This window comes from Jeotgalicoccus psychrophilus DSM 19085 (genome assembly GCF_000425845.1).
In the GTDB taxonomy this organism is placed as follows: Bacteria; Bacillota; Bacilli; order Staphylococcales; family Salinicoccaceae; genus Jeotgalicoccus; species Jeotgalicoccus psychrophilus.
On record NZ_AUEF01000015.1, the window covers coordinates 1 to 15,761 of the forward strand.

Consider the following 15,761-nt stretch of genomic DNA (forward strand, 5'->3'; position numbering starts at 1 on the left):
CTATATAATAGAAGACTTTTTCATTCGGAATTAAAACGTTGACATATTGTCATTCAGTTTTCAATGTTCTCTATTTTGTATTGCTCAGGTAAAATTTCTAATGGAGCGGGTAGACGGGATCGAACCGACAACATCAGCTTGGAAGGCTGAGGTTATACCATTTAACTATACCCGCATGGTATATATTATAATAAATTTTCAATGGTGCGGCTGAGAGGACTTGAACCTCCACGGGATTTAACTCCCACTAGGCCCTCAACCTAGCGCGTCTGCCGATTCCGCCACAACCGCAAAGCTTATTATATGTATTAACTTTTGGTTAATATGTTTTGAGCGACAAGAACTAGTATATCTCGTTCAGCCGTTAATGTCAACAACAAATTTCATTTAGTTTAAATCTTTTATCTTAGCCTGTTACGTTTCCGTTAACTGGTTAGATTATTTATTATACTTCAGTAAATACTTGAAGTCAACAGTTTGTTTTAAACAATTTAAATGGTGACCCGTACGGGACTCGAACCCGTGTTACCGCCGTGAAAGGGCGGTGTCTTAACCGCTTGACCAACGGGCCATCTGTTTTATACAACGTTTATTAATATACAGAGTAATTGATATGAAGTCAACAGTTTCTGCCGAATTTATATAAATTTTTTATTGTTTTTTAAAACCTTCTATATAAAGGCAAATATTGAGCTGCGACTATATTATTGTCAGTCTTCTCATTTAGACACTCCCCCTCTCTCTTAACAATTAAATATTAAATAATTGTACAGCATATTAATCCAGTAAATAAAATTATTATTATGCGGTTTCGGAACTTGCTTTTGCGCATTTAGCTTGGTATAGTTTATTTATAATCATTCTAATTAATGGAGGCAGTTATTGATGACAAACAAAGATAATAGACTTACTACTCTTTTTGGCAATCCTGTTGGCGATCGTGAAAACACAATGACAGCTGGCCCTCGCGGACCACTTGTTATGCAAGACCCGTATTTCCTCGACATGATGGCTCATTTCGACCGTGAAGTTATACCTGAACGCCGCATGCACGCTAAAGGTTCTGGCGCTTATGGTACATTCACAGTTACCAATGATATTTCTCAATATACAAAAGCAAGCATTTTCAGCGAAGTTGGCAAGCAGACTGAAATGTTCGCACGCTTCTCAACTGTAGCTGGTGAACGCGGTGCAGCTGATGCTGAACGCGATATTCGCGGATTTGCTTTAAAATTCTATACTGAAGAAGGTAACTGGGATTTAGTAGGTAATAACACACCTGTATTCTTCTTCCGTGATCCTAAATTATTCCCAAGTTTAAACCACGTTGTAAAACGCGACCCTAAAACTAACATGCATAACGCTGAAAGTAACTGGGACTTCTGGACTAACTTACCTGAAGCACTTCACCAGGTAACAATTATTATGACTGAACGCGGAATTCCTAAAGGTTTCAGAAACATGCACGGATTCGGTTCACACACTTACAGCATGATTAATGAAAATAACGAACGCGTATGGGTTAAATTCCACTTCCGCACTCAGCAGGGAATTGAAAACTATTCCGCTGAAGAAGCAGCTGAATTAGTTGGTGTTGACCGCGAATCTTCACAAAGAGATTTATTTAACACTATTGAAGAAGGCGACTTCCCTAAATGGAAAGTATACATTCAGGTAATGACTGAAGAACAGGCTAAAAACCACCCTGACAATCCATTCGACTTAACTAAAGTTTGGTATAAAGGCGATTATCCATTAATCCCGGTTGGTGAATTCGAACTTAACAAGAACCCTGAGAACTACTTTGCAGAAGTTGAGCAGGCAGCATTTGCTCCAACTAACATTGTTCCTGGTATTGGTTTCTCACCAGATAAAATGCTTCAGGGTCGTTTATTCTCATATGGAGATACTCAAAGATACCGTCTAGGCGTTAACCACCACCAGATTCCGGTTAACTCACCTAAAGGTGCAGCAAATGTCTGCCCATTCAGCCGTGACGGCGCAATGAGAGTTGACGGTAACGAAGGTTCTTCATTAAACTACTACCCGAACAGCTATGGTGCTCATAATTCACAGCCCGAAGCTAAACAGCCCGCGCTTGATCTTGAGTACAGCTCAGTTTACGAACACAACTTCCGTGAAGATGACGACAACTACTTCGAGCAGCCTGGTAAATTATTCAGACTGCAGTCAGACGAAGATAAACAGCGTCTATTCTACAACACAGCAAATGAAATGACTGGTACAACTACACGTACTAAACACCGCCATATCTTTAACTGCTATCAGGCAGATCCAGATTACGGTAAAGGTGTTGCAGCAGCATTAGGAATCGACATCAACGATGTTGATTTAGAAACTCCTGATTACTTCCACAACATGTAGTCTAATGAAAAAAACGGAAACGACTCAGTCGTTTCCGTTTTTTATATATTTTTCATCGTCAGTGATATTCTGTTTTTCTTCACATCGACATCCATTACTTTAACTTCAACAATATCTCCAGTGTTCACCACTTCAAGTGGGTGTTTGACAAAGCGGTTCGAAATCTGTGATACGTGAACCAGTCCATCCTGCTTCACACCAACATCAACAAATGCGCCGAAGTCCGTCACGTTTCTAACTGTACCTGATAAAGTCATGCCTGTTTTTAAATCTTCAATACCGAGAACATCTGATTTTAACAGCGGCGTATCGTACTTATCGCGAATATCTCTCATCGGCGCTTTCAAACTTAAAACAATATCTTCAAGCGTCGGCACACCGATACCCAGCATCTCTGCTGTTTCCTTAATATTTAAAGCATCGAGTTTTTCACTCATTATATCTTCACCGAGATTTTCAATTGTTAAACCGATTGATTTGATGAGCTGGTAAGTGTTTTTATATTGTTCCGGGTGAATCGGCGTCACGTCAAGCGGCTCTTTCCCGTTGAATATTCTAAGGAAACCAACACACTGTTCGTAAGTTTTGTCCCCTAAGCGCGCCACTTTCTTCAATTCACTTCTCTTTTTAAACCCGCCATTTTCTTCTCTGAACATGACGATGTTTTTACTTATTACCGGCGACAGCCCTGCAACGTGCTGCAGCAGCGTCGTCGATGCCGTATTTAAGTTAACACCTACTTGGTTTACAGCCGTTTCTACGACAAAGTTTAATGACTCTGTTAAGAATTTCTGATTAATGTCATGCTGATACTGTCCGACACCGATAGATTTCGGATCGATTTTAACCAGTTCACTCAGCGGATCATGGACACGCCTTGCGATTGATACTGCACTTCTTTCCTCAACATTAAAATCCGGAAACTCTTCTCTTGCGATATCAGATGCTGAATATACACTGGCACCCGCTTCATTTACGATAATATACGGAACATCCAGAGTTTCGTCTTTTATCAGTTCACCGATAAACTCTTCAGATTCTCTTGATGCCGTACCGTTCCCTATCGCAATTAATGATACATCGTATTTTTTTATTAATTTTAAAATGACTGCTTTAGCTGCATCTCTTTTGTTTACAGGCTTATGTGGAAATATAACATCTTTCGCGAGGTATGAACCTGTATCGTTTATTACAGCAAGTTTGCATCCTGTACGGTATGCAGGATCCAATCCTAAAATCACTCTGCCTTTTAACGGCGGCTGGAGCAGCAGTCTTTTCAAATTTTCTTCAAAAACAACGACAGCATGTTTCTCACTCGTCTCCGTTAAGTCAGCACGTACTTCTCTTTCAAGTGACGGTAAAATCAGACGCTTCAAGCTGTCTTCAATTGCTTCAGTCAGCAGCTCTTTCGTTTTAACATGCTGAGCGATAACCTGTTTTTTTAAGTAGTTCGCTATTCTTTCGGCATCATGCGTTAATTTAACCGATAAAACCTTTAATGTTTCACCGCGGTTTAATGCCAGCACTCTGTGCGGAACGATATTTTTAACTCTCTCTGCATAATCGTAGTACATTTCAAATACACCCTGCTCATCTTCAGCATTCTTTTTAACTGCTGAAACGATTTCCGATGTGTCTTTAATAATTTTTAATATGTACAGACGGTATTGCGGACTATCTGAAATAATCTCTGCGATAATATCTTTGGCGCCTTTGATTGCCATGTCAGCAGATGTAACTTCATCAGTTAAGTAGTCCGCTGCTATATTTTCAATATCTCTGTGTTTACCTGCTAAAATAATATTCGCAAGCGGTTCAAGTCCAAGACGCTTCGCTTCAGTCGCACGTGTTTTCTTTTTCTGTTTAAACGGACGGTATAAATCCTCCACCCGGCTTTGTTTCGTCTGTTTTAAAATATCCTGACGCAGTTCTTCTGTCAGCATCCCCTGCTCATCGATCAGACGAACAACTTCCTCTTTACGCTTATTCAGGTTTTCAAGATACAGATACTTCGTTTCAATTTCTTTAATAGCAACTTCATCGAGCCCGCCCGTCTGTTCTTTACGGTAACGCGCGATAAAAGGCACTGTATTTTTCTCTCTAAGAAGTTCCAGTACTTTTTCTACATTGTTTTTATTAATTTTCATTTCAGATGATATTTCATTTACTAAATCATGCATCATAATATGTACTCCTCTAATGATAAGAACCCAATCTAAAATAGACCGGGCTCATTTATAAATTTATTCAGCTTCTTTAACTGCTTCTCTCAGTTTCTTAATTGCAGAACGCTGCAATCTTGAAACATGCATCTGGCTTAAACCGATTTTTTCACCGGTTTCTTTTTGGCTGAGACCTTCAATAAATGTAGATTTTATAATTTCCTGTTCTCTGTCGCTTAGGATGGGCAATACTTTCTCTAAAATCATACGCTTTTCAGCCAAGTCATAATTGTCATCCTGTTGTCCCATAACGTCGAGCAGTGTTACCGTCGAACCATCCTTATCCGCTTCGATTGAATGATCGACACTTAATGCATTATAACTCTGACCCATTTCCATAGCTTCAAGGACTTCTTCTTCTGTCACTTCAAGTTTCATTGCCAGTTCCTGGATTGTCGGTGATCTTTCCAGCTCATTCGTCAGAGCATCCGTCGTATTTTTTATTCTCGGACCGAGTTCTTTAATTCGTCTCGGTACGTGAACACTCCATGTCTTATCCCGCAGATAACGTTTAATTTCCCCGACTACTGTCGGCACTAAAAAAACTTCAAACCTGCGTTCAAAAGATGTATCAAAACGTCTGATTGCACCTAATAATCCCAGCATCCCGACCTGTACTAAATCCTCATGATGCGACTGGCCGCGTGAATAACGGTAAGCGAGCGATTCCACAAGCTTCGTATAATTTTCCACGAGTTCGCTTTGTGCTATATCATCTTCTGATTCCTGATATCTTTTAATCAGCTCGTTAACTTCTTCAGGCGGCAGTCCGTAATTTCTATTGCGAGATCGTTTCTCCATTCGGGTGCACCTGACTTTCGTTAATATACTTCGTCATGCTTATCGTAACACCAGGTTCTTTTCTAAAGGAAACTTTGTCCATCAGTGTCTCAATAAGGAAAAGGCCAAGCCCTCCTTCTCTGAGGTAATCAATATTGTCATCTTCGTTATAAGGTCCGAGCTCTTCTTTAATTTTTTCATAATCAAAGCTCTGTCCGTTATCTGCAACAATAATCTCAACCTTGTCGCTGTACACTGCGAATCCTACAGAGATTTCACCCTGTTCATTATCTTGATAAGCATGTTTAACTGCATTCGTTACAGCTTCAGAAACTGCAATTTTAGAATCTTCAATATCATCGTACGTCGCTCCGGCTCTCGATAAAACACCTGACAGTGTCAAACGGATGAGACCTACGTATTCTGCACTTGACGGAAATTTCATTTCTATTAAATCATATTGTGGCATCATTCTTCAGTCGACCTCCGACTTCTTATTAACATACATTAAATCGCGTAATCCTGTAATTTCAAAAAGTTTTAAAATTCTATCGTTTACTCCAAGAACATGGAGTTCTTTATCGTGTTTATTAAGATCTTTAAGTGTTCCAACGAAAATACCGAGCCCCGTAGAGTCCATATAGTTCAATTCACTTAAATCGACAATTAAATCATGCTGTCCCGCTGTCGCAACAGGTTCAAAAACCCGCTTTAATTCCGGTGCGGTATATACGTCAAGTTCGCCGCTGACACTGACTAAATACTCCCCGCTATTCTCCGTAGCATCTATTTTTATATTCATATTTATGTATGCACTCCAATCAATCATTCGTAAATTTTATACCTTAATCTTTGTACCCTGTATTAACATCTTTAAAACTTTTTAATTTGCACTTTTATTTTTTATTATAAACATTGTTAAATCATCTTTATAATTCTGATTGCGCATACGTGTCAGCGCTTCGTAAATATACTGTACGATATCCTGAGGGTGCTGATCGCGTGCTTCTCGGATCATTTCTTTAATATCATCCATGTTAATAAATGTGCCGTCATGTTTTCTAAGTTCTGACACTCCGTCAGTAAAAATGAACAGCATATCATTTTTCTCAAGTTTCGACGATACTTCTTCATATTCGGTATCTTTCATTACACCGAGTACAAGTCCTTTACCGTCCAGTTCTTCGAACTCATCATCTTCATAGTGATATAAAAATGCTGGTTCATGCCCTGCACTTGAAAAACATAATGACTGATCATTAAAATCATAGAGACCGTAAAACATCGTGACGAACATATTTTTGTTGACGTTTTTTTCAACGAGTTCATTTAATCGTTTTAAAGATTTCGACGGCGGATTGGACGACGAAGTCAGGTCCATTCCGAATTTCAGCATCGACATCGCTATCGCAGCAGGTATCCCTTTACCGATAACATCGGCTACTGCGAACGTCAGCTTGCCATCGCTGTGTTCAATAATATTAAAATAATCCCCGCTCACTTTGCGTGCAGGAACACTAATTGCGCCAATTTCAACATTTTCAATTGCCGGGATTGCAGTTTTTAACATTGTTTCCTGCAGACTCGCAGCCACATCCATTTCCTGGTCATGACGCTCCATCTTGTTGAGCATTGCTTTGTAATCCTTATATGTAAATCCAAAACGAATCATAATTTCCTGCAGCACATCGAGCGACGTTTTTACATCTTCATAGTTCGTGAGAGGGATTGCACTAATCAGTTCAATATGAAGTGCCACCATTTCATCAGGCGAAATGTCCAGATCAACCGCCTTTTCGCTGAACTCATGGGCCTTGCCTGCAAGTAAATCTTCATTGCCGTCTGCTATGTAATCATTAATCAGCCTTTTGTATTCTTCAACCAGATCATCAATATATGTCATATTAAAACACCTCCATCTTTAAAATAGACTTTTGTACACAAAAGTCTATTTTCTGTTTGCCTTATTCTTTTTTCTTTTCTTTTTCGGTTCTAATTCCAGACTGACTTTCAGCGCATCATTAACTTCGCGCATTTTGTCTTCATCCAGATATGTAAGCTTTTCCTGTAACCTGGTCTTATCGACCGTGCGAATTTGCTCCAGCAGTATTACCGAGTCCATATCCAGTTTATAAGCTTCTTTTGATATTTCCACATGTGTAGGTATCTTCGCTTTATTTATTTTCCCAGTAATGGCTGCAACTATCACAGTCGGACTGTGAAGGTTACCTACATTATTTTGGATAATAACAACAGGGCGTTTCCCCCCTTGTTCTGAACCCTGCACAGGTGAAAGATCGGCCAGATAAACTTCTCCTCTTTTCATCTATTCACCATCTTTACTATCGTTACATGCAGCACATTCCAGTTCCGTGACAGTAATGCCGATGCTGTACGCTTCACTTTCAACGTGAAAACTTTCCCGTGCGATTAATAAATTAATCTCCGCCATTTCAATGTAGCCATTTACCAATGCTTTTTCGAGCTCGTTATTTGCAGATGAATAAGACAAGACAGTCAGCTCCATAAAAATTAATTATTGAATTAATCATAACATTTGATGCATTTTGTTGCTATTAATCAAATGCTCATTTAGTTAATTACTTCGTTATAGATTAACTCAATATCTTTGCCGGTATAGCGACGGGGAATGCGGCGGCCGAAAGAACACAGCGATTCATATGAAATAGTACCCGTATAGTTGCTGTAACTTTCCATCGACTGGTCTGAATTCTCTTGATCATCGATTATAATAACTTTCTCTTGTGCATTAGTCTGTTCCGGAACTTTAATCATCAGTGCATCCATGCAGATGGTCCCGACGATTTCACAATCGGCACCACCTTCTAATTTAACTTTATACCCATTATGCTGTCTTAATAACCCATCTGCATATCCAATCGGCAATGTTGCGACAGTTTCCTTTGTTTTTGCAGTATATTTTCTGCCGTAGCTGACACTGTCACCCGGTTCAAGATGATGAACAGCCGTGATTTCAGTCGATAATCTCACCCCCGGATTAAGTTTCACAGCAGTTTCAGCTTTTGTATACTCGCTTGGATAGTAACCGTACAGCGCAATACCTGAACGGACAGCGGTCGTGAAGTCTTCTTTTAAAGTGAGGGCACCGCCTGAATTTGATATGTGGACATACTCCGGACGTTCAACCTGATTAACAATATCTTTAAAGAGATTAAATTCAGCTGCAGTAATATCATTATCTTCATCGCTTGAAGTAAAGTGGCTGAAAATCCCTTCATAAATAAAACGGCTGAATGAGTTAATTTCATTAATCATCGTTTCTATTTCACGGAGATCCGAAGTCCCGTAGCGGTTCATGCCTGTATTTACTTTAATGTGAATCCAGACTGCTTTGTCATGTCTGTCATTCACTTCACTTTTCGCTTCTTTCAGCCACTCAAGATTCGGGGCCGTGACTGCAATACGGTGCTGTATTGCTTTATTAATATGTTCAGGGCTGATTGTCCCGAGTACAAGTATTTTCTGTTTAATACCGTGCATACGGAGATCAATCGCTTCATCCAGTGTTGCTACAGCAAAAAACGACGCTCCCGCTTCTGCCAGATGTTCACTGACAGCTTTTGCTCCGAGTCCGTAGGCATTGGCTTTAACTACTGCAATAAGCGTTTTTTCCGGATTAATCCCCTGAACCGCTCTGTAGTTTTTTTCTATAGCCTTAAGGTTCACATCGAGCACTGTATTTCTGTAATACTTATCGCTCATCATTTGCCTCCTCAATAATCACTGTCGCAACAGCGTAATCCCTCGAATGGGATATTGATACATGCGCATTCGGTGCATTCGTTAAGGACGGTTTGCCGCTCGCATCATTCATACAGTTAATTTCATTAAAACTGACTGCACTGCCGATACCTGTACCGAGCGCTTTACTGTATGCTTCTTTTACAGCGAAGCGTCCTGCGAGATAAGATATTTTACGTTCTTCATTCTTTATTTCTTTATAATGATAAAACTCGTCCGGCGTTAAAATTCTTTTCGCTAGACGATCTTCTTTATTAACTTTTGAAATACGTGATATTTCAATAATATCTGTACCCAGTCCTAAAATCATATTGTTCCCTCACCCTGCAGTTCATTCACATTTTTATTAATCAGTTCGCGGATATCATGACGCAGCTGATCAGCCTTATCTGTTTCAAGTTCCGGAATAAATAATTTCTCAGCAGAAGTCTGCAGCGAAATACCTTTTAAGTTCATCCGTTTCATAATTGGACCAACAGTTGTATCGATGTTTTGCACGCGGTACAGCGGCACTGCTACTTCAGATTTAAACCAGATGCCGCTGTGAATGTGTATTTCATCTTCCAGCACTTGATATCTGAAGTACTTATAGCGGAGTTTCGGAATAATCCATGCATGAACGATAATAATATAAAGCACAATCGCAGCGGGAACCAGAAAAATCCACCACGGTATAAAATCGAAGAATATTGATGCAATTCCTATAGCAGCACCAATAATCAGCCAGATACCTGCGTTAATATACTCTCTAATCCGCCACAGTTTGATCGCTTTCGGCGAGATGCGTTTCATCGTCATGCCCCCTTTCTATAAATGTCCAGATTGTTTCAATATCATGTTTTTCAATAAACTTAATTTCTGCTGACGAACTGGCAATACCGCCCGGTGTCGACACTTCAATATGACCTAAATCAGCATGGTGCAGAAACGGATTTCGGCGGTATGTCGTATCGATAATTTTATCGCGCTTGATTGCATAATGACGGCGTGTAAAGAACGATGCTGTCATCATATTAATTTCATCTTTATAAATGGCATAACCGACATTTCTCGCACTGTAAATTCCGCTCGCAATCAGGAGCAGCAGAATCACAGCTGCCCCAATATAAAAGTACAGCATAAATGTTTCTCCGTGGAAAAAGTAAGCCATAACACTTATTCCTATAATGAAAAACAGTAATGTAAGCTGGAAGTAGCGGCGAATTGCACGGAACGGCACGATGCGTTTCGGCACATCCAAATGGTAGTTCGGGAAAATATCCCCGAGAATGCTGTACAGTTCTTTTTTCTTTATAAACGGCAGCAGCTGAACTTTTCCGTCGATCGCATCAGACTCAAGCGAATCGCTCGTAATCGATACGGACAGTGCATAATACCCGATTAACCGGCGTAAAATACTGTCTGAGATAATAACATTTTGCACTCTGTTTATATTGACACTCTTATTCCTTTTAGAAAATAAGCCGTATTCCACTGTCAGATCCTCACCGCTTTGTTTTAAGGTGTAATCATAATTTCGCACCATTATAATCACCGTTCCGATGACGTAGCCGATAATTACAAAGACCATCGATGCGATAACAATGCTGAAAATCAGACTTCTCACAATACCGCTGACATACTCGAAATAGTTTTCTATCAGTATTTCTCCGCCGACAACGTTCAGAACGCCGAAGAATATCGCAGCAAAGACTCCGAGTCCGCCGCTGGTCATCGCCATTAAAATAAGTTCTTTAAAATTCATCTTCTTCAATGTAGCGAATTCACGTGCAGCAGTTTTAGGCGTAATTTCTGTATTCTGCTCTTTCGGCCAGACACTCGCATCTCCAATATTTACTGCAGTTTCTTCACTTTCAATATCCTGCTGAGTCTCGTAAATGACTTTCTGGATATCTTCCCCCTGTGATTTTTTAATCGTGTCGATTTTTATACCGTCACCCGGAGTTAAAATATCGAGCTGAACCGCTCCAAAAATACGGTGAAAAAAAGGCTGATTAAAATCAATCGACTGAATACGTTTAATATCCAGCTCTTTTTCATTGCGGGTGAATATCCCGTTTTTAAAAACAAATTTATTATTTTCAAGCCAGAATCTCGTACGGTATATATTAAGCATATCGAATCCTGTAAACACGATAAAAATCAGCGCGAGTATGCCGATGCCGCCAAACAGCATCCACGGATTAATTGAACCTGAAAAAAGTTCTTCCCGCATGTTAAAAAAGATAATAATGGCAGGGAAAAACGTCGTTTTAATTCCTTTTACTACACTCCCGGCATATGCAACAGGATGAAGCTTCTGAGGATTATACATCAGTTTTTTCCCCCTTTACTATATCGATGATATTCCTTTTCAGCTCGCGTGCTTCATCAGTTTTTAAAGGCGGCATATCAATGCCGATACCCGCAGTTTTAATACGAACAGAACCAAGATCATACCGTCTCGACAGAGGACCCGTTTTAAATTCAACACCCTGAGCCCTTTTAAGCGGAATCATCTGTGTTTTCACCGTAAAGAAACCCTGTCTCACAATTATTCTGTCGGTGAGCAGTTCATAAGATGTCACCTTTGTATAAATCCATGGCCGCAAGAAAACAAATCCAGCCAGCTCTAAAATGAGCAGCACGATAAAAATGTAATACAGCCACACCGGCCAGGAAAAGAAATATACTGCGATGCCGGCTGCTGTAAATATAAGAATACTGGTTACCCATACTAATAATGCTTTGACTGTCATGTACGGCCTGACGCGTTCGTTCAACTCTATCATAAGCAACCCTTCCAACTGTTAGTTTAACTCTATGATACAACACTCAGAAAACATAAAAAAGCATTCACTTAAAAGTGAATGCTTTATAAAATCATTATTATTTCTGATGATCTTTGAATACACGGCCTTGTTTGCTGGTGCGTCCGCCTGATGACGGTTTGCCGCCCTGACGTTTGCCGCCGCTGTTTCTTGCTGGTCTGCCGCCATTATCGCGTTGGCGTCTATTACCGCCACCGCCTCTTTGGCCGCCTTTACCATAACTTGATTTACCTCTGCGTCCGCCGTGACCCTTGCGAGAAAGTGGTTTTTCAAATGACAATTGAATATTGTCATCTTCTTTGGCATACAGAAGTTCGTTTACTAACGCTGCAATGACTTCGCGTGATTCATGAGTTTTCATTAACCCATCAGCCACTTCGAAAGTGTGCTCATTCTTGTTATCAGCTAACCATGCACCGATTTTTTCAAAGACTTCGTTTTCACGAGCTTTTTCTACTTCTTTTTTACTTGGTGGACGAAGTGTAACAATTGGTTTCTTCTTGTCTTTTTCAATCTGACGTAAAAATTCCATTTCTACAGGGTTAACGAATGTTAACGCCATTCCTTCTTTACCGGCACGGCCAGTACGTCCAATACGGTGTGTATATGACTCAGTATCCTGTGGAATATCGAAGTTGTACACATGTGATACTCCTGAAATATCTAAACCTCTTGCAGCTACATCAGTAGCTACCAGAATGTCTAATGAATTGTTTTTGAATTTCTTCAATACTTCAAGACGTTTAGATTGAGTAATATCCCCGTGTAAACCTTCCGCACGATAACCTTTTGCAATTAAAGCACTTGTCAATTCGTCAACACGGCGTTTTGTACGGCCGAATACGATTGAAAGCTCAGGCTGATGAACATCAAGGAACGATGTAAATACAGAAAGTTTTTCCAGCTCTTTTACAATTGTGTAATATTCATCGATTAACGGATCTGAATTGTTTTGGTTCATCGTTTTAACGACGTGAGGTTTGTTCATAAAACGCGTTACTAAATCCTGGATTGCCTTAGGCATTGTAGCAGAAAATAGAAGTGTGTGACGGTTGTCTTCAGGTACTTTGCTCATGATGAATTTAACATCATCGATGAAGCCCATGTTCATCATTTCATCCGCTTCGTCTAATACAAGTGTATGAACATCTTGTAATTTAAGCGTACGGCGGTTGATGTGGTCGATCATACGGCCTGGCGTACCAACAATAATTTCTGGTTGTCTTTTTAAATCTTTAATTTGACGATCTATGCTCATACCGCCGAAAATAACTGCAGTAGCTAATTTTTTTCTCTTAGCAAATGCTTTAATTTGTTCGCTGACCTGTACTGCTAATTCTCTAGTCGGCGTTAATATAACAACTTGAGTGCCTGCACCCTTAGTTGTATTCTCTATAATCGGAATACCAAATGCACCGGTTTTACCAGTACCAGTCTGAGCTTGACCAATGATATCTTTTTTCTCTAATGCTAGTGGAATACTTTCCACTTGAATCGGTGTAGGTTCAGTGAACCCCATATCAGTTAGTGACTGAATTGTGTCGTCACTAATACCTAACTCTTTAAAAATCTTCAAACTTTAGTCTCCTTTGACTATTTCATTTCTCGCATGTACAACTTCTCTATAGTAACACTTAACACTTTAATCCACAAGATGTTTTAACTGGCTGTCAAGAAATAAAAATCTCTCGGTGAGAATATTCAGCTCCAGCAGCTTATCTTCTGTGAACATAATCAGGTGTGGTGTGTGTTCCATAAGTACAAGTTTTGAATGCGGGATTCTTTTTTGTGCTTCAATACTCGTCTGGTACGGTACGAGCAAATCAATCTTTCCATGAATTAAGAGTGTATCACAATGAATGCTCTCAAGGTCGCCAATTTTCGCATCCACAATTTTAATGAACTCCTGCATTGCTCTGATGGGAATGTTTTTTAATCTCGGCCTCACTCTGGACATCAGATTCAGCTTCAAATGATCGTTTACCTCAGCGGGCGACAGCTTAATCCTGTTCAGTCTGCTTAATTTCGTATGGTCAAATGCCGGGGCAATTAACACCAGCTTATCAACATGGAAGTTCTGCGCGATAAAACTTGCGAAAACCCCGCCCATTGAAAAACCGATGACGTATATTTTATCGGTGCGTGCAGCTAAATTAAAATACGCTTTCTCCGCTTCTTCATACCAGTCGTATCCGGTTACCCCTGATAAATCGAGCGTCGTGCCATGTCCTGGGTACTGGGGGAATTCATATTCAAAATCATAGCGTTTCTTTAAATATTGAAATGTCGGCTCCAGCTCAAACCGCCCGCCTGTATAGCCGTGTAAAAACAGCACTCCGATTTTAGATATCGTCAATCACCCTCTCCACTGCCATACCGCGTGATCCTTTAAGCAGAATAACTGTATCTTCATTAAAATGTTCAGTTACTTTGTCGCGCAATTCTTCAATTGATGACGTATGCTCTTTCTCACCCACCATTAAAGCATCGTGAATATATTTCGCGCCGTCACCGAAAGTATATATTTTCGTAAACTGATACGTTCCTTCATTAATAAAGTTTGCAACGTCTTCATGAAGTTCCTGTTTGTAACTCCCGAGCTCCAGAATATCAGCCAGTACAAGAATCTTGTTTGTGTGAGCCATGCGGCCAACTGTATCTATGGCGCTGATCATACTCGCTTTTGAAGCGTTGTAGGCATCGTTGACAATTAATGCACCGCTGTCATGCGTCACGCGTTCCATTCTCATACTCGTCACTTCTAGTTTGGACAAGTTTTTCTGAGCTTCCTTAAGTGTCACGCCGAACGTTTCTCCTGCAAGAATCGAAAGAGAAGCGTTCAGTGCGTTGTGAATACCGAGCTGCGGAATAGCGAACTGGACGTCTTTAAAAGTAAAGTGTGTACCCTGATCGTCTTCAGTTACGCTGCTGATTGTGTGCTGATTGCCCTCTAGAAGTCCTGCAGTTTGAATATCATATGCCGTGTCTTTATCCGCAATCGTATCTAGAAGTGGATAGTCTCTTGAATAGATAAATGTGCCGTTATCTTTTAAATAATCGACAATTTCGTATTTTGCTTTGGCAATGTTTTCTCTCGACCCCAGCATTTCGATATGCGATTCACCAACACTCGTAATTACTGCGATATCGGGCTCAGCCATTCTGCTTAAGAAATTTATGTCCCCCATTCTATCCATACCCATTTCCAGAATAGATACTTCCGTATCTTCGTCCAATTGTAAAATTGTCAAGGGCATACCAATTTCATTATTGAAGTTTCCGGGTGTTTTCTGAACTTTGTATTTTGTGCTTAAGACACATTCAAGCATATCTTTCGTCGTCGTTTTACCATTGGAGCCTGTCACTGCGATTACTTTAGGATTTACTAGGCTTAAATACTCCCGGGCAATACTTTGAAGAGCTGCAAGTCCATCGGCCACGTGGATGACCGGATAATCCGACTCTCCGTACGGCTCTTCGCTGAGCGTGACGCCTGCACCTTTTGAAAATGCCATCTCTATAAATTTATGGCCATCGGCATGTTCTCCTTTAAAAGGAACAAACACATTTCCTTCTTCTATAGTACGTGTATCGATAGATACACCTTTAATCATGCTGTTTTTAATTGTTTCTGCACGGCTGTTCATCGTGCCCCCGCAGAATTCAGATATTTGTTCTATAGTCGCTTTTATCATAATATTTCATCCTAATGTTTTGTATTTGCTGTTTATAATTATAAAATAGTTGTATACTAAATGTCATGATTTCTATATGAATTAGG

Annotated in this window: 16 protein-coding genes and 3 tRNA genes; 1 reads left to right on the forward strand and 18 read right to left on the reverse strand. The window is 40.0% G+C overall.

Annotation, left to right across the window (positions count from 1 at the left end; all coding sequences use genetic code 11):
- Positions 1-101: 101 nt before the first annotated feature.
- From H625_RS0106600 to H625_RS0106610, 3 genes are all read right to left on the reverse strand, one after another.
- Positions 102-175: transfer RNA gene (locus tag H625_RS0106600), tRNA-Gly, on the reverse strand.
- Positions 176-202: 27 nt separating this feature from the next.
- A tRNA-Leu gene (locus H625_RS0106605) sits at positions 203-291 on the reverse strand.
- A 205-nt stretch (positions 292-496) separates the two neighbouring features.
- Positions 497-571: transfer RNA gene (locus H625_RS0106610), tRNA-Glu, on the reverse strand.
- Positions 572-885: 314 nt separating this feature from the next.
- Between H625_RS0106610 and H625_RS0106615 the strand changes: the two genes are divergently transcribed.
- The gene (locus H625_RS0106615) at positions 886-2,385 is read left to right on the forward strand and encodes a catalase (RefSeq protein WP_026859219.1); all 1,500 of its coding nucleotides are present in this window, start codon (positions 886-888) and stop codon (positions 2,383-2,385) included.
- Between the two features lie 41 nt (positions 2,386-2,426).
- Here H625_RS0106615 and H625_RS0106620 read toward each other — a convergent pair whose 3' ends face one another.
- The 15 genes from H625_RS0106620 to H625_RS0106690 form a co-directional block, all read right to left on the reverse strand.
- Complete coding sequence (locus H625_RS0106620; RefSeq protein WP_026859220.1) at positions 2,427-4,568, reverse strand: Tex family protein; 2,142 nt, start codon at positions 4,566-4,568, stop codon at positions 2,427-2,429.
- 60 nt (positions 4,569-4,628) lie between these two features.
- Positions 4,629-5,408: an RNA polymerase sigma factor SigB gene (sigB, locus tag H625_RS0106625; RefSeq protein ID WP_026859221.1), complete on the reverse strand. Its 780-nt coding sequence runs from the start codon at positions 5,406-5,408 to the stop codon at positions 4,629-4,631.
- Positions 5,386-5,859 carry an anti-sigma B factor RsbW gene (gene rsbW, locus H625_RS0106630; protein WP_026859222.1) on the reverse strand — a complete coding sequence of 158 codons (474 nt, stop codon included), beginning with the start codon at positions 5,857-5,859 and terminating at the stop codon, positions 5,386-5,388. Before rsbW ends, sigB begins: the two co-directional genes overlap by 23 nt.
- A gap of 3 nt (positions 5,860-5,862) precedes the next feature.
- Entirely contained in the window at positions 5,863-6,189 is a 327-nt protein-coding gene (locus tag H625_RS0106635; RefSeq protein ID WP_026859223.1) for an STAS domain-containing protein, read from the reverse strand.
- Positions 6,190-6,270: 81 nt separating this feature from the next.
- Positions 6,271-7,290, reverse strand: a complete 1,020-nt coding sequence (locus tag H625_RS0106640) for a SpoIIE family protein phosphatase (protein WP_051239008.1) — start codon at positions 7,288-7,290, stop codon at positions 6,271-6,273.
- Positions 7,291-7,335: 45 nt separating this feature from the next.
- Positions 7,336-7,713 carry a type II toxin-antitoxin system PemK/MazF family toxin gene (locus H625_RS0106645; RefSeq protein ID WP_026859225.1) on the reverse strand — a complete coding sequence of 126 codons (378 nt, stop codon included), beginning with the start codon at positions 7,711-7,713 and terminating at the stop codon, positions 7,336-7,338.
- The gene (locus H625_RS0106650; protein WP_026859226.1) at positions 7,714-7,899 is read right to left on the reverse strand and encodes a hypothetical protein; all 186 of its coding nucleotides are present in this window, start codon (positions 7,897-7,899) and stop codon (positions 7,714-7,716) included.
- 80 nt (positions 7,900-7,979) lie between these two features.
- Positions 7,980-9,131: an alanine racemase gene (gene alr, locus H625_RS0106655; protein ID WP_026859227.1), complete on the reverse strand. Its 1,152-nt coding sequence runs from the start codon at positions 9,129-9,131 to the stop codon at positions 7,980-7,982.
- Complete coding sequence (gene acpS / locus H625_RS0106660) at positions 9,121-9,480, reverse strand: holo-ACP synthase (protein WP_026859228.1); 360 nt, start codon at positions 9,478-9,480, stop codon at positions 9,121-9,123. The genes alr and acpS overlap by 11 nt, the downstream gene beginning before the upstream one ends.
- On the reverse strand, positions 9,477-9,962 hold the full coding sequence (locus H625_RS0106665; RefSeq protein ID WP_026859229.1) for a PH domain-containing protein: 486 nt from the start codon (positions 9,960-9,962) through the stop codon (positions 9,477-9,479). The genes acpS and H625_RS0106665 overlap by 4 nt, the downstream gene beginning before the upstream one ends.
- Complete coding sequence (locus H625_RS0106670; protein WP_026859230.1) at positions 9,919-11,484, reverse strand: PH domain-containing protein; 1,566 nt, start codon at positions 11,482-11,484, stop codon at positions 9,919-9,921. Before H625_RS0106670 ends, H625_RS0106665 begins: the two co-directional genes overlap by 44 nt.
- Complete coding sequence (locus tag H625_RS0106675) at positions 11,477-11,941, reverse strand: PH domain-containing protein (RefSeq protein ID WP_026859231.1); 465 nt, start codon at positions 11,939-11,941, stop codon at positions 11,477-11,479. The genes H625_RS0106670 and H625_RS0106675 overlap by 8 nt, the downstream gene beginning before the upstream one ends.
- A 97-nt stretch (positions 11,942-12,038) precedes the next feature.
- Positions 12,039-13,556: a DEAD/DEAH box helicase gene (locus H625_RS0106680; protein ID WP_026859232.1), complete on the reverse strand. Its 1,518-nt coding sequence runs from the start codon at positions 13,554-13,556 to the stop codon at positions 12,039-12,041.
- Between the two features lie 66 nt (positions 13,557-13,622).
- On the reverse strand, positions 13,623-14,336 hold the full coding sequence (locus tag H625_RS0106685; RefSeq protein WP_245573112.1) for an alpha/beta hydrolase: 714 nt from the start codon (positions 14,334-14,336) through the stop codon (positions 13,623-13,625).
- On the reverse strand, positions 14,323-15,675 hold the full coding sequence (locus H625_RS0106690) for a UDP-N-acetylmuramoyl-tripeptide--D-alanyl-D-alanine ligase (protein ID WP_026859234.1): 1,353 nt from the start codon (positions 15,673-15,675) through the stop codon (positions 14,323-14,325). Before H625_RS0106690 ends, H625_RS0106685 begins: the two co-directional genes overlap by 14 nt.
- Positions 15,676-15,761: the final 86 nt, after the last annotated feature.